The organism is Iodobacter sp. CM08 (genome assembly GCF_033446605.1).
Classification (GTDB): Bacteria; Pseudomonadota; Gammaproteobacteria; order Burkholderiales; family Chitinibacteraceae; genus Iodobacter.
The window spans coordinates 1-19576 of record NZ_JAWQUO010000039.1 but is presented as its reverse complement, the minus strand read 5'-3'; the positions used below and the strand labels follow the sequence as shown (position 1 = coordinate 19576).

16 protein-coding genes are annotated in these 19576 nt (G+C 50.5%); 5 read left to right on the top strand and 11 right to left on the bottom strand.

The window, feature by feature from the left end:
• The 11 genes from R6242_RS18280 to tssB form a co-directional block, all read right to left on the bottom strand.
• Positions 1-546: a hypothetical protein gene (locus R6242_RS18280; RefSeq protein ID WP_318429606.1), complete on the bottom strand. Its 546-nt coding sequence runs from the start codon at positions 544-546 to the stop codon at positions 1-3.
• A 24-nt stretch (positions 547-570) separates the two neighbouring features.
• A complete protein-coding gene (locus tag R6242_RS18275; protein ID WP_318429604.1) occupies positions 571-1194 on the bottom strand; it encodes a hypothetical protein in 624 nt (207 codons plus the stop codon).
• A 41-nt stretch (positions 1195-1235) separates the two neighbouring features.
• Positions 1236-1745, bottom strand: coding sequence for a hypothetical protein (locus R6242_RS18270; protein ID WP_318429602.1), 510 nt, complete (start codon positions 1743-1745; stop codon positions 1236-1238).
• Between the two features lie 39 nt (positions 1746-1784).
• Complete coding sequence (gene tssH, locus R6242_RS18265; protein WP_318429600.1) at positions 1785-4340, bottom strand: type VI secretion system ATPase TssH; 2556 nt, start codon at positions 4338-4340, stop codon at positions 1785-1787.
• Positions 4337-5365: a type VI secretion system baseplate subunit TssG gene (gene tssG / locus R6242_RS18260; protein ID WP_318429598.1), complete on the bottom strand. Its 1029-nt coding sequence runs from the start codon at positions 5363-5365 to the stop codon at positions 4337-4339. The genes tssH and tssG overlap by 4 nt, the downstream gene beginning before the upstream one ends.
• A 467-nt stretch (positions 5366-5832) precedes the next feature.
• Positions 5833-7605: a type VI secretion system baseplate subunit TssF gene (tssF, locus tag R6242_RS18255; protein ID WP_318429596.1), complete on the bottom strand. Its 1773-nt coding sequence runs from the start codon at positions 7603-7605 to the stop codon at positions 5833-5835.
• 347 nt (positions 7606-7952) lie between these two features.
• On the bottom strand, positions 7953-8297 hold the full coding sequence (locus tag R6242_RS18250; protein WP_318429594.1) for a hypothetical protein: 345 nt from the start codon (positions 8295-8297) through the stop codon (positions 7953-7955).
• An 88-nt stretch (positions 8298-8385) separates the two neighbouring features.
• Positions 8386-8835, bottom strand: a complete 450-nt coding sequence (gene tssE, locus R6242_RS18245) for a type VI secretion system baseplate subunit TssE (RefSeq protein ID WP_318429592.1) — start codon at positions 8833-8835, stop codon at positions 8386-8388.
• Positions 8836-8855: 20 nt separating this feature from the next.
• Positions 8856-9356, bottom strand: a complete 501-nt coding sequence (locus tag R6242_RS18240; RefSeq protein ID WP_293938131.1) for an Hcp family type VI secretion system effector — start codon at positions 9354-9356, stop codon at positions 8856-8858.
• 172 nt (positions 9357-9528) lie between these two features.
• On the bottom strand, positions 9529-11007 hold the full coding sequence (gene tssC, locus R6242_RS18235) for a type VI secretion system contractile sheath large subunit (protein WP_318429589.1): 1479 nt from the start codon (positions 11005-11007) through the stop codon (positions 9529-9531).
• A gap of 18 nt (positions 11008-11025) precedes the next feature.
• Complete coding sequence (tssB, locus tag R6242_RS18230) at positions 11026-11592, bottom strand: type VI secretion system contractile sheath small subunit (RefSeq protein ID WP_318429587.1); 567 nt, start codon at positions 11590-11592, stop codon at positions 11026-11028.
• 152 nt (positions 11593-11744) lie between these two features.
• Here tssB and R6242_RS18225 point away from each other — a divergent pair, with 152 nt between their 5' ends.
• The 5 genes from R6242_RS18225 (at position 11745) to tssA (ending at position 19306) form a co-directional block, all read left to right on the top strand.
• Positions 11745-12206, top strand: a complete 462-nt coding sequence (locus R6242_RS18225; RefSeq protein ID WP_318429584.1) for a hypothetical protein — start codon at positions 11745-11747, stop codon at positions 12204-12206.
• Between the two features lie 126 nt (positions 12207-12332).
• The gene (tssK, locus tag R6242_RS18220; RefSeq protein WP_318429581.1) at positions 12333-13685 is read left to right on the top strand and encodes a type VI secretion system baseplate subunit TssK; all 1353 of its coding nucleotides are present in this window, start codon (positions 12333-12335) and stop codon (positions 13683-13685) included.
• Positions 13678-14406: a DotU/TssL family secretion system protein gene (locus R6242_RS18215; RefSeq protein WP_318429579.1), complete on the top strand. Its 729-nt coding sequence runs from the start codon at positions 13678-13680 to the stop codon at positions 14404-14406. Before tssK ends, R6242_RS18215 begins: the two co-directional genes overlap by 8 nt.
• Positions 14403-18215, top strand: coding sequence for a type VI secretion system protein (locus tag R6242_RS18210; RefSeq protein WP_318429576.1), 3813 nt, complete (start codon positions 14403-14405; stop codon positions 18213-18215). The genes R6242_RS18215 and R6242_RS18210 overlap by 4 nt, the downstream gene beginning before the upstream one ends.
• Complete coding sequence (gene tssA / locus R6242_RS18205; RefSeq protein ID WP_318429574.1) at positions 18212-19306, top strand: type VI secretion system protein TssA; 1095 nt, start codon at positions 18212-18214, stop codon at positions 19304-19306. Before R6242_RS18210 ends, tssA begins: the two co-directional genes overlap by 4 nt.
• Positions 19307-19576 lie beyond the last annotated feature (270 nt).

Genomic DNA, 19576 nt, shown 5'->3' with positions numbered 1-19576 from the left:
TTAAAGATCAAATGTTTCTGCATTGAGTGCTGGGTTCATATATAAATGCCCACAAAATGCTTGCTGAGTAATGGTGTGGCCAAGGTGATCCGTTACACCAACAAGGCAAGCATTGGCGATTTTAGGGCAGGGTAATTGCATCGTGATTTTGCCTGTGTTACCCAGTTTATGGCTCCAACTACTATCGGGATCTTGACGATAAAAATGGTAATCAAGCCCCCCTGCTTGGTATTGGTTGATGAATACGGCTATTTTGTATGTGCCTATGTTTACTGAGCTGAGCCCATCCGCAATACATGCATCCATTAGTTCTTTTATACGGGTAGTATCAATAACATGCATATTATCCCAGTCAATTGCATTTGCATTGGCTGATCCGGGGGTTAATACATAATCTAAATGCAAGGCATAACCATAGCAATTGGCACGAGAAAAGCGGATCGTCTCTAGCTTGCTTCTTAGTCTATTTTTAGTTTGATTTACTTTATCACTTTGTGATTTTTGATTGAGTGCCTGTTGTACTTGGTAATATTTTAATTTTGGCATTACAAGCCTTTTTCTGGTTTTTTATTAAAAATTCGACCAAAATCCGCCTGCGCAGTTTCCAGCTTGGTAGCGCAGCACTTTAAAATGCCATATTCCTGTAAATAGGTTTTTATATCCACAAACAATGGCTCGGCTATTCGGGCCATGCCACCCATAGGTATTAGAGACGGATACTGTGGCCCCTAATGGGGCGGTGCTGCCTGTAAATGATAATTTTCGGCGCAAGATTGAAGGCGGGCCTAATAAGGCGGCTTCGTTGTGGTCTCTGGCGGCGCTTGAGTTATATTGCCCCAGCCCGATAGCCTGCCAATACGCGATATGGGCTAAGCCAAAATCATTAATGATAAAGCGGCAGCCTGAAAACTCTGAGGTTAAAAAATAATTACAGCCTGATGTATTTAACTGCAACCAACTTACCGCTGTAATGGTATTGTTTTGCCAAGGAAGCCAATAGACTAAAGCAACGGGCCACCCAGGGTAGAGGGTGCTATCTAAAATATAATAGGGGTCATTGGGATAGTCACAAATGTATTTAGGTCCAATATATGACGTTCCTACATTATTCTGTTGTAAGAGGTCTCCAGCTAGGATTACGCTGTTATGAGTAGCTGGACCATTGAAAAAAGGTAAATTATCCCAGAATGGCATTGTCTGGCCTCAAATATTAAAATGAATAAGCATTAATAAATTTAAACTAAATTCAAATTAGACAGCATCGAGAATGCCTCTTCCTCTTCGGCCTGCTTTCTGAATTGTTTCCAAAGACCTGGGTTATGATCATTTGCAGGCTGCAGCCAATTAAAAACAGGACTCTTGTAAAAGCAAGTGCCCGTGCTGACGGCAATTTGGGGTAAATCTCGTGTAGTTCCCCATACCACGCAGTCTTTGCGTAAATTAGCCAGCCCTTGGGCAATAGATTGCATTTCGCCAATATTAGTGTGTATTTCGCCCACTTCGCATGCAGCCAAAACAATAAAAAGGCTGCCACATCGGCCTAGGATTCGATTAATTCCTGCATATCTGCCCATCTCGACCATGGTTTTACCATGGCCGACGATGATGAGCATTGAGCCAAAGCTATCCATCCAAGCGAGGCTGTCTAGCTTAACTAAATCTGCAATGCCTGAATGTTTTCTTTGCAGCTCGGTGGCGGCTTTTTTGCCATCTGCATCGATATAGGTAATCACAGTATCTTTCATTGCTATATCCTTTTTTTATAATTTATTTGGAATGGATATTCACTCCAGCACCCATTCCGCCAATTTCCCCACAACTTCCCCCATCAACACATTATCCACATCCCTCGCGCCTGCTCCTCTGCATCGGGCTAATACCGCCGCCACAATGCCGCTTTCAAATTCAAAGGTTTTCCCCGTCGCATCCGTATAGCGTTTTTTTAATTTGCCTAATTTGGTTTTTATTATTTCACTGAGAATGGCGTCGTCCAGTGAGCGGTAGGGTACGACGGTCATGCGGGCTAAAAAAGCCGGGCGGAAGGATTGCAGTAGGGTGTGGCGTAGATCGTCGGCGAATTGGCTTGTAGCAAAGGTTTGTGGGGGGGTGTCGATAATCAGCTCGGCCCCTACATTGCTGGTGGCGAGGATGACGGTGTTTTTAAAATCCACCACCAGCCCGCTGCCGTCTTCCATCATGCCTTTATCAAACACGTTGTAAAACGCTTCCAGCACATCGGGGTGGGCTTTTTCGATTTCATCGAGTAGCACCACGCAGTAAGGTTTGCGCCGCACTGCTTCGGTGAGCACGCCGCCACTGCCGTAGCCCACATAGCCGGGTGGTGCGCCTTTTAGCTGGCTGACGGTGTGCGCTTCCTGATATTCAGACAAATTAATGGTGACCAAATTACGCTCGCCGCCGTAGAGCGCGTCGGCCAGTGCGTAGGCGGTTTCGGTTTTTCCCACGCCGGTGGGGCCGGGCAGTAGAAACACGCCGACCGGTTTGGCTGGGTCGGTGAGGCCAGCGCGGTAGGCTTGGATGCGGCTGGCGATGGTGTCCAGCGCGCTTTGTTGGCCGATAATTCTTTGCCCCATGCGCTTGGCAAGGGTGCGGATGGCGTAGGCCTCGTCGGCCAGCATTTTGCCGACGGGAATGCCTGTCCAGCCTGCAATCACAGCGGCGACAATGCGCGAATCCACGCAAGTTGGCACCATAGTGTCGTCTTGGCGGATCGCGTCTAAGCCGCTTTCAAGGCGTTTGATTTCTGCGGGTAGATCGCTTAGTTTTTCTTCTTCTTCGGCGCTGTGCGGGGTTTTTTTGGATAGCGCGATCAGCTCGGCGTGGCAGCGGAGGATTTCTTTTACCGCCGCTAGCTCGTCCTCCCAGCGGCTGGATAATTCTTGCGCTTGGTTTTTTAGCTGGGCTTGTTCTTGCTGCAGGGCACTGATGCGCTCTTGGTGTGGCACGCCGGTGAGCTGCTCTCTTTGCAAGCGGCTTAGCTCGTCCTCCACCGCCAATTGCCGGTGGCGAGCGGCTTCTAGCTGCGGCGGCACATCGTGCTGGGCCAGCGCCACGCGGGCGCAGGCGGTGTCGAGCACGCTGATGGCTTTGTCTGGCAATTGGCGGCCGGTGATATAGCGGTGCGATAGCTTTACCGCATCGCCAATAGCGGCATCTAGGATTTGTACGCCGTGGTGCTGCTCTAGCTCGGTGGCCACGCCGCGCAGCATGGCGATGGCGGTGGCCTCGTCGGGCTCTTCCACTTGCACTAATTGAAAGCGCCGAGTGAGCGCGGGGTCTTTCTCAAAGTATTTTTTGTATTCCAGCCAAGTAGTGGCGGCAATGGTGCGCAGCTCGCCGCGTGCTAAGGCGGGTTTGAGTAGATTGGCGGCGTCGTTTTGCCCTTCGGCAGCACCCGCGCCCACCAGCGTGTGGGCTTCATCAATAAATAAAATAATCGGGATATCTGAGTTTTTAACCGCTTCGATCACGCTTTTTAAGCGTTGTTCAAACTCGCCTTTTAAGCTGGCTCCGGCTTGCAGCAGGCCTAAATCCAGCACCAAGAGCGCCACGTTTTTGAGCGCGGGCGGCACTTCGCCAGCGGCAATTCTAAGCGCCAAGCCTTCTACCACGGCGGTTTTACCCACGCCTGGTGCGCCGACTAAAATCGGGTTGTTTTGCCTGCGCCGTAGCAAAATATCAATCGCTTGGCGGATTTCGGCATCACGGCCCACAATCGGGTCGATCTTGCCCGCGCGGGCATCGGCGCATAAATCTTGGGTGTATTGCTTGAGTATGCTGGGGGTGTTGGAGGCGGCTTCTGGCGCGCTGATGGTGTTGATTGCCGTGGATGGCGGTGCGGGAGGTGCTTCGAGCGAGGCGGCCGTCCATAGCTCAAACTGGCTGCGCAGCATATCGCGGTTAATGCCCAATAGCGATGAAACGCCGTTGAGCAGCAGGCTGCGTAACTCTTCGTTTTCTAAAATAGCCAGCAGCAGCATGCCAGAGCGGATACGCGGGGTGCGGCTCACTGTGGCATACACGGCGGCACTTTCAAGCAGTTTTACCGTGTGCGAGGCAAAGGCTGGGGTGCGGGTATTGCCCCGTTTAAAGCGCTCCAGTGCGGTGTTGATCTCACTGCTCAGCGCGTCGCGGGTGATGCCGCAGCAGGGCAAGATCTGCGAAAAATCGCCACCTTCAATTTCAATCAACTCCAGCAAAACGTGTTCAATTTCGATATAAAAATGGGTTTGAATCAAGCAGCGCTGGGCGGCGCGCTCTAAGGCATCGCGGCTAACGGGGTTAAGCAGGGCAATCAGTGCGCTTAAATCGAGGCTCATGGCGATCCTTCACTAGGCACTTGGCATTGGCGATTGCTGATCGGCTGGGGTGAGCCTAGCCAAGTACTCAACCCTAATAAAAATGGGCTGGCCGATTTAGCCATAGGGGTGGCAGGCTGGCCGTCGATATAGTCATTGGCGGTTTTGGCGCTATCGGCCAGTTTTAGCACCAGCCTGCAACGCATTTCGGGGCCAAAATAAAACGCCACCAGCGCCATCAATGGCGGGTAGAGCGCCCCCGTTGGCAGATAGGCAAAGTATTGTTCTAGGGAGAGCGGGCCAAGGATGAGTTTGATTCCGGCGTGCTCATCCCAGACTTTTTTCCCCGCCATGGCGTTTTTTCCTAGGCATTGATTTTGGCCTCGGCTGCCGATACAGCTGATGTGGCTGCTGGGGATATCGCTCCATGCGCCATCAAAGGGACTTATGCTGATTGCGTCGCCCCAGTAACTTTTGACTAAGGCTTTAAACCCTTCAGCGGAGCGCCTGCGATTGGCCAAAATGGGGGTGTGCGCCAGTAGGGCCGCATCAGAAATCGCCAGGCGATGATGTAAGGCTTTGGGTAAAATGCCAGTGAGTGCTTGTAGTACTGGCTGAATAGGGCTTTGCTGCGGGCTGGCAAAGGGTGCGGCGATGCGGTGTTTACTTTGCACTCGGTACAGTTGGCCGAGAATGCGTTGATGAAATAAATCTAAAAACGCCGCTGGGCTGTGGTCTTTTTGTAAGCGCCGTGTTTGCAGCCAATCTTGGTAGGCGTAAGGCAGGGGGCCATCGGGGCCGCCTAGGCCAAATAGAAAGGCTTGTAAGCAGAGCTGCTCGTTTTGCTGGCTGATTTCCCCCAGCGCGCTGGCGTAAAACAGCGGGTAGAGCGGGCCAGATAGGCGCACCGTTTCTTGCCGAGGATCTAGCCCCGTGCCAACCGGCGTGCGGCTTGGATTGCACTTCTCCAGTAGCGCTATGGCTTGAGCAAACTCAAAGCGGTAGGGCGCTGCGAAGAGTTCGGTGATGAGGGTGTTAGCTGGCATGTTGGTTTCTGCTTTGCATGCGGCATGGCTCATGGTTTATGGGGGGCGTAATGACGTGCACACACAATTCAAAAAGGTCTTTTCAGTGCCTTCGGCACGTTGATTTAGGTGCGGCATCCCCACGAAGTCTTTGATTTCTGCTTCGCCAAGAAAGTAAGCAAAGAAGGCGACCCCGACCAGCACGAAATCCCCTCGCTGCGGACAATCGAGGCGGCGTCAATTCAACTCGCTTCGCTCAAACACGAATTGACGACTACCCCGCCCCGCTTATTCCTCGTGTCGCGGCTTCAAGGGGGAGGGTAAAAGCCCCGTGCTAAGAGCGTGGTTTTTGCGTTTTTTCTTTGATTGCGTTGTGTACATTCAAACTCAAACAAGGTTTGCTTCAAACTCCTTGTTTTTCTCCGTGAAACTCCGTGTTCTCTGTGTCCTCTGTGGTTCAAGATTTGGGTTTTCATCTTTCTATAAACTCACAGAATAAGTGGATCCCCCACCAGTGGTTGCCATGTTTTTATTTCTCGGTCTTTTTCTACCAGTACGGTGCGGATAAAGCGGTTTACGCTGGCGTATTGCGAAAAAAACTGTGCCAGTACGCCAGCAAATAAGACGCGGCTGCTGCCGGCAAATTGGTTTGGGTCTAGTTCTAGCCGTACTTCCAGGCCATTGCGCCAACCGCGCCATGCTTCTGTGCCCACTTGGTCTACCGTGCGCTTGGCACTAATCTGCATAATTCCTGCGATCTGCTGCCGTGTTGCCGTGCTATTGCCAAGGTTATAAAGGCTGAGCATTTCACGTAGCGCATCGAGCGCCTGTGGGCCTTCGCATAAAGACAAATGATTGAGCGATAGCTGCGAAACCAAGCGCCATTGTGCCTTGCTGGCGTAAGCAATTTGCGGCGTTGGTGGGGCCATAAGGCGCACTTTGGCGACGGTGCCAGGCTTTTCAAAAGCCAGCTCGGTGCCCGCCGCCAGTGATTCGGCAAGAAAGCGATTAGTGCAAAGTAGCTCGGCGGTTAGCGTGGGGGCGGGGGGATCGTCGGTTTGAAAATCGGCGTTCACCCACGTGAGTAGCATATCGCTGCCACGCCGCTGGCCAAGGCCTTCCACGCGTCTGGCGTGCCAGTAGCAGCTGGCGTTGCCGTGGTTTAGGCCAAAATAGCGCGGCACAATTTGCGCGCCGTGGGATTTACTCGCCCGTACTTGGCCGATGGCATAGATTTCGGTGGCGTGCTCGCGGTGGCTATCGGCAATCACGCGGTACTCACGGCTTTTGCCGTTGGGGCGTAAGGGTTCGGAGCTACGTGGGAATAAATTAATCACTGGTACGCAGCCCAAAGCTAAATCACTGGCTTGCAGGCTAAGCCGATTGGCGGGTTTATCGCTAAAGGCAATGATCAGCTCCAGATCTTGCATGGCATCGTCAGGGGCGCGGAGTGGTAATGCAAAGAAAGCAAATTTGGCAGGGCAGCTAAAGTATTCCAGTAGCAGGCCATGACTGGCGTGGCTTTCATTTGGCAGCAAGGCTTCTTGCTCAGTAAAACCTTGCGCTTCAGGTAGGCCATGAATGCGCTGAATGTGTTGTGCGCTGCGGGTAAATACCGCAAGGCTGTGTGCGGCAAGCAGATCATAAAGCGTGGCCGAATTAACGGCAGAGCCTGCTAAATGCACGGTGATTTTTTGTAGGTTTATCGCCGCCCAGCCTTCTTTTGCGCTGCAATGTAGGCTGATTTTTAGCGCGGATTGTGTATCAGCAAGGCCAGTGATTTTTTGGCTTTCTTCTGCGTCTAGCAGCAGCGCATCCACAATTTGCAAGGGCCATACCGTGAGCGCGGCGGTGGTTCTAAAGTAAATGCTGTCGGTTTCTTGCTCGCTGCGTTTATGGTTCACAAATAAAGAAGTGCCGCGTTTAATTTCTAGCCCGCTTGCGCCTTGTGGGGCATCGCTTTGAAAACAAGCAATTGCCGTAGATGGCATAGGGCGTAGCGCATAGGGGTAAAGCTCTTCTAGTAAGGCGCTGCTAAGCTGAGAAAAATCGTCATCTAATTGGCGCTGTAGACGGGCATTTAAAAAAGCAAAGCTCTCTAGTAGCCGTTCAATATGTGGGTCGGGACATTCGTATTCAGATAATTCCAGTCTATGGGCAATTTTTGGATAACGCGCAGCAAAGTCTGCCCCAGCGTGGCGCAGCCAAGTAAGCTCGCGCTGGTAGTAATCTAGCAAAACCGCGTCAATTGAATCGCTCATTTAAACCTCAATACTTTGAGTGTTTTCTCAAAGTCAGATATTTTCAGTTAATTCGTCTTACGTTGCACGGGGCTTAATCTCCCCTTGAAGCACGCCGAAGCGAGGAACAAGCGGGCGGGGTTTCGGCGAGGACTGTTTGAGCGAAGCGAGTTCCGCAGCCGCCGCTCGATTGTCCGCAGCTGAGGGGCCTTCGTGCTGATGGGGTCGCCTTCTTTGCTTACTTTCTTGGCGAGGCAAGAAAGTGAGTCCCCGCGGGGATCCCGCACCAAAATTAACGTGCTGAAGGCACTGAAAAGATGTTTTCTTTGCAACACCACAGTAGGCTCTTTGGACTCGTATTTTGGGGTCTATTGTCGAAGCTCTATTACGGAATCAGCACCTTTTTTTAATTTGGGGCGAGTTAACTCATAGTCATTTGGGTTAAGGCACATGAACTGAACTTCTGCTTTTGGAAAATTACCTAGTAAGTAAGGTGGCTGTGCTTCCGTTGTGTTTATGACCTGTAGCTTCTTATTTTCACTTGCACAATATTGGTTGGCCTCACGAAATGCTTCAGCTTTTAATACACCAGAACCAGAAAATCCTGTTGCGGCTTGGCGGGAAACCATGAAGGTATCTTGCCCAATGGGCACGACTCCTGAATTTGATGCACAACTACAGAGAAAAAAGATTGTGCAGTAAAAAAATTTCATGGTTTATACCTAGCCAATAATGATTTTTTCATGAACTAAGAGTTGTTCTTTTTGCTTATGGGTCGCTGTGCTTCGCTTCGAATATTCCCTACATGTCTACCTCTTCCACACTGATCCCATCCTCCGTTTGCTTAATACACAGCACAACCCGCTCATCCTGCGTGCCACGTAATTTGGCGTAGATGCTGAGGGCAGCGCTTCGGCCGTCGGTGCTGAATATTTCGATTTGTATATTTATTAACCGTGCCTCAAACACGCTGATGGCTTGTTTGATATCGCGGATAAAATGGCGGCGATCCTCTACAAAGCCCGTTTTAAAGCTACTCCAGTCGGCAATGCCGTAATCCAACACGCTGTAACCCTCTAGCCAAGGCGTGCTGGAGCGGCGGGTATTCAGTAAGCGGGTTAATTCCGAGCAAACCGAAGCCAGCGCAGCCGCTTTGTCATAGCGACGCAGCGGCATGGCTTCTGGTTTTCCGAGTGCATCATCGCTAAGGCGTTCAAACAGCGGGACGCGAAATGAGAGTTTGTCAGCCATAAGCGCGCTGGCTTAGCCCCTTAACCTTTAATGAGTTTATTAGCGGTTAGATCCCATGTGCTGGCTGCGGTGCCTTCTTTATCGCCGCTGTCTTTTTGCGTGGTGAGTTCCCACTTGATTTTGGTGAAATTTAAAGAAAGCGTTTCTACCGGCTTGCCACCCGAGCCACCACTTACGCTGACATTAGAAATCAGCACATTAGTAAGGGTGTAAACAATAAAGGCCACAATCTTGCCGCTATCGTCAGAAGCATTGCGGCCAATGGTGATCTTTACTTCGGCAATGTCTTTACCGGCGCAGCAGTATTGGTTGAGCAGTGGGGTAGAGGCATCAACAAATTTGGTGGTGGTAAATTCACCAATATGTGGCTTGCCCGAGGTGCGTTCTGAATTGCTGACGTCATTGGTGACTTGCATGGCGACATTGTGGCTGTACGACATCACTTCAATTTTGTCGACATAGCCTTCGAGCATGCACTCGCCCTTAATATCGGCACCCAAATCAAGAATAATGGCATCCATCGTTTAAAGCTCCCTGTGATGACGTGGTGTTGATTGACTGCTTGGGTGGAATCGGTTTTGTAGGGTGGGCAAAATGTTTTATCTTGCCCACGCAGACTCTTCACGGCTGACCTGTCTTTAATGTGTGTGGCCGCGTGGGCACAAAAGCGTGCCCACCCTACATGTTTTACCTTTAAGCCGCAGGCGGTGGCAGCTCTGCCACTAAGCGGATCGATGCAGTGAGCTCTTCTAGCTGAAAGTGCGGGCGTAGAAATACCGTGGCGCGGTAGGAGCCGGGCTTGCCTGCTATTTCGGTTACGTCCACCCTTGCTTCCCTGAGCGGGTATTGCGCTTTGATTTCTTGTGGCGCGTTATCGTTGATCAGCACGTAATCGGCGATCCAGTTGTTCAGATAACTTTGCACATTGTCACGCGTCATAAAGCTGCCGATTTTGTCGCGCATAATCACTTTGATGTAATGCGCAAAGCGCGATGCGGCCAGCACATACGGCAACATGCCAGAGATATTGGCATTGGCATTGGCTTGTGGCGTGTTGTAAAGCTTGGGTTTATTGGTGGTTTGCCCACCAAAGAACACGGCTAGATCGGTGTTCTTTTTGTGGCAAAGCGCGATAAAGCCTAAGTCATTCAGCTCTTTCTCACGCCTATCGGTAATCGGCACTTCGGTAGGGCATTTCAGGGTTTTATCCCCCGATGCGGTAGAGAAAGTATGCGATGGTAGGCCCGCCACTGCGCCGCCGCCTTCCACACCACGGATTGCAGCACACCAGCCATAGAGTGAAAACGCATTGGTAATGCGCTGTGTAAGCGCCCATGCGGCATTGCCCCATAGATATTTATTGGCCTCGGTGCCGTCTACGTCTTCAACGTAATTCATGCCTTCGGTGGGCAAGGTATCTGGGCCATAAGGCAGGCGCAGCAAGACATGTGGCAGCACTAAGGACACATAGCGTGAGTCTTCGCTGGCTCTAAAGCTTTGCCATTTAATCAGCTCGCTGCTTTCAAATAATTTAGCTAAATCACGCGGCAGGCCCAGCTCAGCAAAGCTGGTCATATCAAATAGCTTAGGATTGGCGGCGGCAATAAAGGGCGCGTGTGCGGCTGCGGCTACATTGGATAGTTTTTCTAGCAGGGCAATATCTTGTGGGTGACGGCCAAATTTATAATCGCCCATCAGTACGCTGAAAGGATGGCCGCCAAAGGTGCCATATTCTTCTTCGTAAATTTGTTTAAACAGAGCGCTTTGGTCAAATTCAACCGCTTTTTCTAGATCGGTTTGTAAGTCTTTGCGCGATACATTAAGTAAGCGCAGCTTAAGCCGTGTGCCGGTTTCGGTATTCATCACCAGATAATGCAGGCCTCGCCATGAGGCTTCCAGCTCTTGCACATCGGGGTGGTGCAAAATTTGATTGAGCTGGGTGCTGATCATTTTGTCGATATCGGCGATGCGGTGGTTAATCATAGCCACCGTGTCTTTATCGATGGTCATCACCCCATCAAGTACCTGAGTTGCAAACTCACCCAGTAAATCAATCGCATGAGGTTTTTGGCTGTCATCTAGCGCCATACGGCCATCTTTAATAATGGTATCGAGTAGCCCTAGGGTAGCGGTTGATCCGCCTGCCGCTGGCGCAGCTTGTGTTTCTGGCATGGTGATTCTCCGGCGGGTTTAAGCAACAGGGGCAGGGGCTGGAATATCAGCGGGCAGGGCCGATTTAATTTCTTTTAGGCCTTCGGTATTGGCAACGACGTCTTGCAATAATTTATCTAAATCATCATTGCCATCGAGCTTGCCTAAAAGATCACGTAGCCGCTGGCGGGCTTCAAAGAGCTTTTTCAGCGGCGCCACTTTATTCACGATGCTGATCGGATCGAAATGATCAAAATCTTTGCTCTTAGGCACGGCATTTTTATCGTTGATATCTTGTGGTTCATAAAAATTAAGCTCGATATTGAGCTTGCTGCCGTCGCCAGCAATGGTGTTATCCACTTGAATGGCAAGGCGTGGATTGATCGATTCCAACACGTCGATAAAGTTATCTCGATCAATATTGATAAAGCGTCGATCACTGAGCTTGGGCAGCTTTTCTTTGGGCTGACCAGATAGATCGGACAAGATGCCGACCACAAGAGGGAGCTCTTTTTTCTCGATTGCATTGCCAATTTCCACGTCGTAAGTAATTTGGACGCGGGGAGGGCGAACGCGATCTAGCTTGTGTTGTGTGCTTTCTGTCATGACGGCCTCATGCACGATGAATAGGGTGTGTCTGTTGAATCTAGAAGACGATTCTTGTAATTGCAAATATTTAGTTGGAAGTTTTAAGAAAGTTATTTCTATAATGATCATCAGGTAATAATGTTATTTGTGTAAGTATATTCGAGGGTTTTGTGCGGGATTCTCAAAAACTATATCGCTGGGTCTGCTTACCGCTGCTTTGCATCGCACTGGCGGGCTGCGGCCTGCTAAAGCCTTCGATCAAATTAAGTAGCGTGTCCTTTTCGGTGGCTTCCATGGCCAATGAAGACACGCCTATCCCTATTGATTTAGTGGTGGTGGACGATGAAGAGCTGCTTAAACGCCTCTTAACCCTATCCGCCGCGCAATGGTTTGAACAAAGGGCTCAGTTACAGCGCGATTTCCCTAAGGCGCTGTTTGTTTGGAGCCGTGAGCTAGTACCAGGGCAAAGATTAGATATTGTTGATTCCCCATTAAAGGGCCAACCAGGCCTAGCCGTACTGGTCTACGCCGCATATAGCTCGCCAGGCATGCACCGATTACGTTTAGATCAGCAAAAGAGCGTGCTGCTGTATTTGGATAGCCAAGATGTACGTTGGGTGGCTGGGGATTGAGGTTTTAAAACGCTGGATAGCCAGGTCATGTTTCATGTAGGGCGAGTGCAATCCGCTAGATTGAAGGCGTAAAACTAAAAATGGCGGGTTTCAGCACTACAAAGGCTTAAATAATCAGGGGATAGCGTGGGTCAAATTCCAGAAGCAATTTGTTGGTTTGAGGGCATGCAGCTTTTGCCGCAGCACTTTCAACAGCAGTCTTTGCGCGCCGAAACGCTGGCTGCGCAGTATGCCCTTACCGCGCAGCCCTATTTCTGGGGCGTGCTTAATCTGGAGATTGATGAGGCGGCTTTAATCAGCGGCAAATTACGCGTGTTGGCGCTAGAGGCCATTTTGCCCGATGGTTTATGGGTATGCCTACAGCCTGGGGTGCATCCTCCTTTAGAGCTGGATTTAAAAGCCCCCATCATGGCCGAGCCTAATCGGCTGGCGACATTTTATATCGTAGTGCCACCGTTGTATCGAGCGGGCGAGCTGGATCGTAGTGGTCGGCGCTATCGTTCGGTGCTGGGTAAAGATATTCCTGATTTAGTCAGTAAAGAATCACCCGCTTCGCTCACTTTATTGCAGCCCAATCTTACGCTGGCTAGTGAGCAGCAGTGTGCCGATGGGGTGTGCTTGCCTTTGCTGCGGGTGGAAGAAGTAGCAGGTGGTTTTGCCAAAGTGCTTTATTTTGCGCCACAGCCGCGGGTTTGGCCGGAATCGCTATTGGGGATGCAAATTGCTAATTTATGTAAAAACATCGGTGAAAAATGTGTGTTTTTGGCTGGGCGTTTAAGGCTGGCACAGCAGGCCAATAATGAGGGCGATATGGCGCGGCTTAATCGCCAGTTGGCGGCGCTTTGGGCCAGATTGCCTGAGCTAAAAAGTGTCTTGGATAGCCGCGTGGCTCACCCTAGTGCTTTGTATCAAATTCTATGCGGCGCGGCGGGCTCGGTATGTGGCTTGAACCCTATCGCGGGCGTGCCTGCTTTTCGTGCTTTTAATTATCAAGAATTATTGGGCTGTTTTGAGGAGGTGATTGGCTTTATCTCGCAGGCCATTGCCCAGATTCGCGTGGGCTATGCGCGTTATCCCTTTAAGCACGAAGGCACAGATTTTATGATTATGCCGCCCGCCACATTAAAAGACAGTGGGCAATGGGTGATGGGATTGCGCATGCCCAATGGCATGGCTGAAGAAGCGGCGGGATTGTGGCTTAAAAATGCGGTCATTGCCTCCTTATCTTTGGTTGAAACCTTACAAAAACAAAGAATGCAGGGTGTGGCTTATCGCCAGCTAGATAGACAAGAGCAGGCGAGTTATAGCGTGGGCGAAGACACGCGTTTATTTATGCTGTATGAGTTTTCTGGCTGGATTAAGCCGGATGAGCTCTTATATATTGCCGCCGCCAGCAATGATGCTGGGCCACTCAGCATCGAGCTATTTGCACCTGAGGCCGATGATATTCCGGTGCTGAGCGAGGCCAAAAATGGCTGATTTCACCCGCCAGTCGCTACCTTTAAAGCAGGCTTTTTGCCAAGTTTGGGAGGAGTGGCTTTTACTCTCTCCCAGCCTTTTAACCAGCGCAGAGCCCAAAGAAAGCTTGGTGCAACGCATGATTGAAGAAACCAGCATCTTGGCTAAGCGAGTGTATCGATCAGTGGTGATGCAAGCGGGCGTGGCCAGCGCCAAAGATGCGCAAACCATGCAATACGCGTTTGTGGCTTTGCTCGATGAAGTGCTGCTCTTTAGCGATTGGAGTGGGCAGAGCAGTTGGCAGCTTACACCCTTGGAGTTTCGCTTATTTGGCACCCGCACGGCAGGTGAATCGCTGCCTGATGACATCGAGCAAATGCTGGCAAGGCAAGACCCTAGCGAGCGTGATTTAGCCGCCGTTTATTTAATGACGCTGGTGTTGGGGTTTCGCGGCCGCCTGCGTATGAATCCTAGCCAATATGGTGAGTGGTGTAAGGCCTTATTTGCCCAAGTTTATCAGCGTGAGCCAGATCATCATCGGCTGGGAGCCGTGTTAGAAGGGGAGAGCATGAGCCAGCCCTTGCAGCTAAGCGAGCGAAAAATGCTACCCGATGGGTTTAGGCTGGGTTTGATGATTGCTGGTTTGCTGCTGGTGATGCTGGTGCTTAGCCAGCTATTTTGGCGGGATATTTATCTGAGTATTGAATTGGCTCACCCAGCGCTGAGTGAGGCTAAGCCGTGAAGCTGCTGATTATCTTGCTGATTATTGTTGTACTGCTTTTGCTGCTTTGGTTTGTGCTTAGCAAGATGGATCGTCTTGGACGTGGCTTTATTGATTCAGTTAAAAAAATGGAAAAAGACAGTGGCATTGAGGGGCGCTATCAAGTGCCTTGGCTGCTGCTCTTGGGCGATGATCAAAAAAGTGCGGAGGCTTTATGCCGCGCTTGGCAATTAAAAAGTGAGGAAAAAACTGCGTGGTTTGGGCGTTTTTGGTATGCCAGCGATGCCGTAGTATTGCTTCCTCCGCACGATATTTTTATGCAGGCCGATGGCGCATTAGCCGCCTTATCGTCGTGGCGGCGTTTATTGGGGGCTTTGCTGAGGGTGCGCGGGCAAAGGCCAATCGACGCGGTGATCTGGGCTATTTCTGCCGAACGTTTACAGGCTAAGGGCGAGGTTTTACACGCTGAAATTATGCTGTGTAAGCAGTTTCAAGATGCACAGCAAAAGCTGGGGCAAACCCTGCCGGTGTATTGGTTGATTACCGGTTTGCAAGAGATGGCGGGCGGTAAAGAGCTGATTGAATCTTTGCCAGATCAGGCGCAAGACTGTGCCTTGGGTTGGTCTTCTACCTTGCCTCTGGCCAGCACCTATCAGCGTGAATGCTTGGATAAAGCCATCAGCCAGCTACAAAACCAGCTTGGCGATTGTATCGGTGAAATTGGTGCATTACATGGTGGCGTCAGCGATGCGTTGTTTTTACTGCCACGGCAGTTTGATGCGCTACGCGCACCTTTACAGGCTTTAGGCGATGCCGCCTTCCAAAGCAATGCGCTGGGTGATGCGCCGGTGCTGCGTGGGCTGTATTTTGTGGGCGCTTATCAGCCGCCGCAAGACGATATGGATGGCTTTGCCCCTGTCGGCTTCCAAGTCACAGAAACACCTATTTTTGCTGCGCGCTTATTACGTCAACGCATCGCTGCCGAGCGGGGCTTGGCGCAGCCTATCGTGCGGATTATGTCTTTGCGTCAACGTTGGCATCGCTATGTGTGCATCGGCGTGGGCGTGTTTTGTGCGGTTTGGTTATTGGTTATGGTGTGGATTTGGCAGAATGAGCGCCAAGAAGCAATCACGCTGAATCACCTGTTAAGCGAGCTTGGATCGGGGCAGAGTGAGGTACAAACCGAGGATGACCCTGCCAGCCAAGCGGCGTCCAGCCTGTGGCGTGTGTTAACTAATGCGCCACGTTTGCACTTTGCAAGTTTTGTGTTTCCAGGCGCTTGGTTTTCTTCTTTTGATCAGGATTTGGATAAAAAAATTGCCAGTTTATTTAAAACCCAGTGGTTTGCTTCGCTCTATGATCAGTTGCAAATAGATTTAGCCCTTTTGCAGGCTGAGGGGACAAGTAGCGATATAACGAGTGGCGATAGCACCAGCAGCCCAGAGAATTGGCCGCGTTATGTGAGTGCGCAGCGCTTGATGCATCAGGCTAGTTTGCTTGAGCAAGATGTGATTTTATATAACCGCGCACTCAGGGGTGGGAGCGATGCTTTAAGCAGTATGGCTAATTTAAGTAATCGGCTGTGGGAAACAGATTTTCACCCAGATCGTTTGCATTTAAGAGCCAAGCTTGAGGGGGTGTTACGCCAATACGCTCCTGAAATGGGCAAGCTGATTCGCTTACAAGATGTGGCTAAAGAAACCGAGCAGCACTTTGCTGAGCTAATAAAGGGCTGGTTGGATCGTTTATATGGGGATGCTACCTTCACAGAAATGGCCGATAACGTCCAAACCCATTTAAATGAGTTGCAAAGTAATAATCGCAATAGCTATGCCGAGCTAGATACGCTGCAGCGGCAAATTGCACTGCTCAGAAGGTTGATTGCGGCGAGCAATAGCGCATGGAGTAGCGCCTCAGGCCAAGACTTAGTGCCTGGCTATAGCGCTTTATTAAATCATGCCCGATCGAGCAGCTTTGTCGGTAAAGAGGTTGTGCAGCAGATTGAAGCGCATGCCAGTAGTGTGCGCAAAGCGTTTCAAGAGCGTTGGTCCAATCAAGATTCATCGTTGACAGCCCAAGGCGCGTTGGGGCTTAGAGAAGAAGTGGTGCAGTTGCAAAGCTCAATTCGCTATTTGCTTGAGCAAGATTTTGTGGTGCAGGCCCACTCGGCTGGGCTTAAAACTGTGGCGCTGGGTGGCTTAAAAGGGATGAATACAGAAACACTCAATACCGCGATGGAGGCCTATCAAAGCAGGCAGCATTATCAGGCGCAAAACTTGCCGAAAGTGCCGGATTTATATCGTTCTGCCCTCAGCGATTTAGCCAGCAAGAGCACTGCTATTACCATGTGGCATGTATTAGGTGGGCATGTTGCCGATGAGGCTCAGAGCCGTGCGGATGATAGCTTGGATGGATTGATCCATGCCGCGCCCGCTATAAGCGTTGCCTTTATCGACCTAGGCCGCAGTGATTTATCGAATGAGCTCAATAGAGAAATTACCGAAAGGGCGCTGCAAAGCATGCGGCAAGCCGATGCCCAGTTGGCAGAATTAGCGCTGTATCAGCCCAAGCAAGCCACGTTTTCTTGGTGGGATGGCAAAAAAAATGCCAGCTACAAGGCCTTTAAGGCCAGTAACCCACTTGAGCTACAGCAGTATTTAGCACGGCAATTAGAGCAACTTGCCAGCGTGGCGATCAATCAAGGTATGGTGCTGGAGTGGCTGGCGGCGCACCCCAAAGGCGTACCGGTGAAAGATATGCAAATGATTCTGCGATGGCGCAGCTTGGCGCTGGATCTGAAAAAATTTAAAGAAAAAGCCCCTGATAGTGGTGTCATACTTTTAGCTCAGCTGATTAGTAAAGAGCTGAATGAGATGGATGTAAACACTTGCCACAGCGCCTTGCAGCAGCTGGAACTACCTGCGGGGCCTGGATATTTCTTTGAGCGGGCACAGCGTTTAGTTAATCTAGCTAATGAGCGCTGCACAGGCTTACGGGCACAAAGCAGTGCCTATGCATGGCAGCAGTTAGCCCCCTATTTTAATCAATACCTTGCTGGGCGTTTTCCTTTTGCCGCCAATACCGGTGCTGCCGATGCCGATGTGGAAAGAGTCAGCGTATTAATGCGCCTGATTGACAGCTATTTGCCCATTGCCCTAGCTGGGGTTGACGAGGGGGATGTCGCAAATATGCAGGCAGCACGGCTGTATTTACAAGGCCTGCAAAATGCGCGTGAGCTTTTAGGGCCGCTTTTATTACGTGGCACCGTTGAGCAGCCGCAGCCCTTGGGTGTGGATATTGATGTGCAATGGCGCAGTGATAAAGACAAAGAGCAGGGTGCCGATCAGGTGATTGAATGGAGCTTAGGCCTTGGTGCGCAGCGCTTACGCTACCCGCAGGGTGAGCGAGCAAAATTGCGCTGGTTGCTTGGTCAGCCGGTCACGTTTGCTTTGCGCTGGGCCAAAGATTCGCCACGCCTGCCGGCGGAAGATGCCTTGCAGCCCAATTTAATGGTGAGCGAGCAAACGGCCGAGTGGCGCTATGGCGGTGCATGGTCTTTGCTACGTTTCTTGCGTAATCATCAAGCACCAGCGGGCATGGTATTTCAAGATGAATTTGCCTATCCAGCGCTGCTGTTTAGCTTGCCCATTCATGGCCCAAGTAAAGATAACCCGCACGCACAAATGTTTGCTCGTTTTGGGGTAAGTGCCGTGGGGGCAAAAACGCTATTGCCGCTGCATTTAATCAATGCCCTACCGCTCAAAGCACCTGCCTCACCCTTTAGGCAAATCACCATGCCAGATTCAAAAACTGTGGCGGAGCTAAAATGAGTGAAGAGTTAGTGCCAAGTGGCCTGATGGGTGGCATTGAATCGCTATTGCAGCCAATTTCTAATGAATCGCCTTGCGGCATGTCGATCCGTTATGAGACGGAATACGACGTGCTGCGTGAAGCCAAGCGTGAAGACGATACCAGCTTGCCCACCGGTATTTGGCAATCTGAAGTAAAGCGCGGCGATTGGTCTACGGTTGAAAAATTAGGTCGGCAGATCTTACAAACGCGCAGCAAAGATTTAACCGTGGCCGTTTGGCTAGGCGAGGCATGGATACATCGGCGGGGGATTGAAGGCTTGAATGCCGCGCTGTGTTTATTATCTGAGCTATGCAAACGCTATTGGGAGAGCATATATCCATTGCCAAGCGATGGTGATATGAGCTTTAGAACTGGCCCCCTCGCTTGGGGAGTGCATTCCTTTAGCACAATACTGCTCTCTAGAATGCCTATGCCGGTGCTGGATCAGCGTAGCGAGTTAGATTCATTTACCTTGGCAGATTGGCGCGTATTACAGAGGCAGCTAGGGCTAGATCAAGGCAAATCAACCAGCAAGGCTTCGCAGCTACTGTTGGATGCGGCCGTTAAGAAAACACAAAAAATAAATGAAGTGGTGCGAGGGGCAGATGTGCGCATTCTGCATAGTGCGTATGAGTTTATTGTGCAGGGCATCATGCACTTGGCCGCACTATCGCAAGATTGTGATGAAAAAATGGGCAACGACGCGCCTACGTTTAAATCCTTGCTCGTTTTGATGCAAGAATATGACGGAATTTTAAAAGATTGGTTGGCGATGCATCCTCAGCCCATCCCTGTTGTTACCGAACTAGTTTTACCTTCGCCCGCAGAGAAAAAACCAACGATGGAAGCGCTCCCTTTCAGCCAGCCCCGTAGCCGAGAAGAGGCCTACCGACAATTACAATTGATTGCCGATTACCTCGCCAAAACCGAACCCCACAGCCCCGTGCCTTACTTAATTTATCGCAGTGTGGAGTGGGGTAATAAACCTTTAAGAGATCTTTTGGCCGAGTTGATTTCTAGTGATGCAGAAGCCAGAAAATTATGGACCTTGATGGGGGTGTTGCCTTGATTAATATTGAAAGTAATCTTGCGCTTTAAGCAGATTTAATGATCGAAGCTGCCAAAAAACGCCTCACTCTGCTGGGCTCAGGGGAGGTAAAAAACACCGGAGCAATGCCGTTCACTTAAGGTGTTGGTTTTGCTTCCCCCTTTTACAAGGCTCTGTCTGCGTTAACAGTTGAAATACGTTCTTCTCGCTATACTGAAATATAGGTCGCAAGGAGAAAGCATCATGAAATCTTCTGTATTTCACGAATGGATGAAATCTTTGCCGCAATTG

Bases quoted from the DNA above. Each gene is read 5' to 3' on its own strand.
- R6242_RS18280 (WP_318429606.1), bottom strand. From the start codon at position 546: ATGCCAAAATTAAAATATTACCAAGTACAACAGGCACTCAATCAAAAA.
- R6242_RS18275 (WP_318429604.1), bottom strand. From the start codon at position 1,194: ATGCCATTCTGGGATAATTTACCTTTTTTCAATGGTCCAGCTACTCAT.
- R6242_RS18270 (WP_318429602.1), bottom strand. From the start codon at position 1,745: ATGAAAGATACTGTGATTACCTATATCGATGCAGATGGCAAAAAAGCC.
- tssH (WP_318429600.1), bottom strand. From the start codon at position 4,340: ATGAGCCTCGATTTAAGCGCACTGATTGCCCTGCTTAACCCCGTTAGC.
- tssG (WP_318429598.1), bottom strand. From the start codon at position 5,365: ATGCCAGCTAACACCCTCATCACCGAACTCTTCGCAGCGCCCTACCGC.
- tssF (WP_318429596.1), bottom strand. From the start codon at position 7,605: ATGAGCGATTCAATTGACGCGGTTTTGCTAGATTACTACCAGCGCGAG.
- R6242_RS18250 (WP_318429594.1), bottom strand. From the start codon at position 8,297: ATGAAATTTTTTTACTGCACAATCTTTTTTCTCTGTAGTTGTGCATCA.
- tssE (WP_318429592.1), bottom strand. From the start codon at position 8,835: ATGGCTGACAAACTCTCATTTCGCGTCCCGCTGTTTGAACGCCTTAGC.
- R6242_RS18240 (WP_293938131.1), bottom strand. From the start codon at position 9,356: ATGGATGCCATTATTCTTGATTTGGGTGCCGATATTAAGGGCGAGTGC.
- tssC (WP_318429589.1), bottom strand. From the start codon at position 11,007: ATGCCAGAAACACAAGCTGCGCCAGCGGCAGGCGGATCAACCGCTACC.
- tssB (WP_318429587.1), bottom strand. From the start codon at position 11,592: ATGACAGAAAGCACACAACACAAGCTAGATCGCGTTCGCCCTCCCCGC.
- R6242_RS18215 (WP_318429579.1), top strand. From the start codon at position 13,678: ATGGCTGATTTCACCCGCCAGTCGCTACCTTTAAAGCAGGCTTTTTGC.
- tssA (WP_318429574.1), top strand. From the start codon at position 18,212: ATGAGTGAAGAGTTAGTGCCAAGTGGCCTGATGGGTGGCATTGAATCG.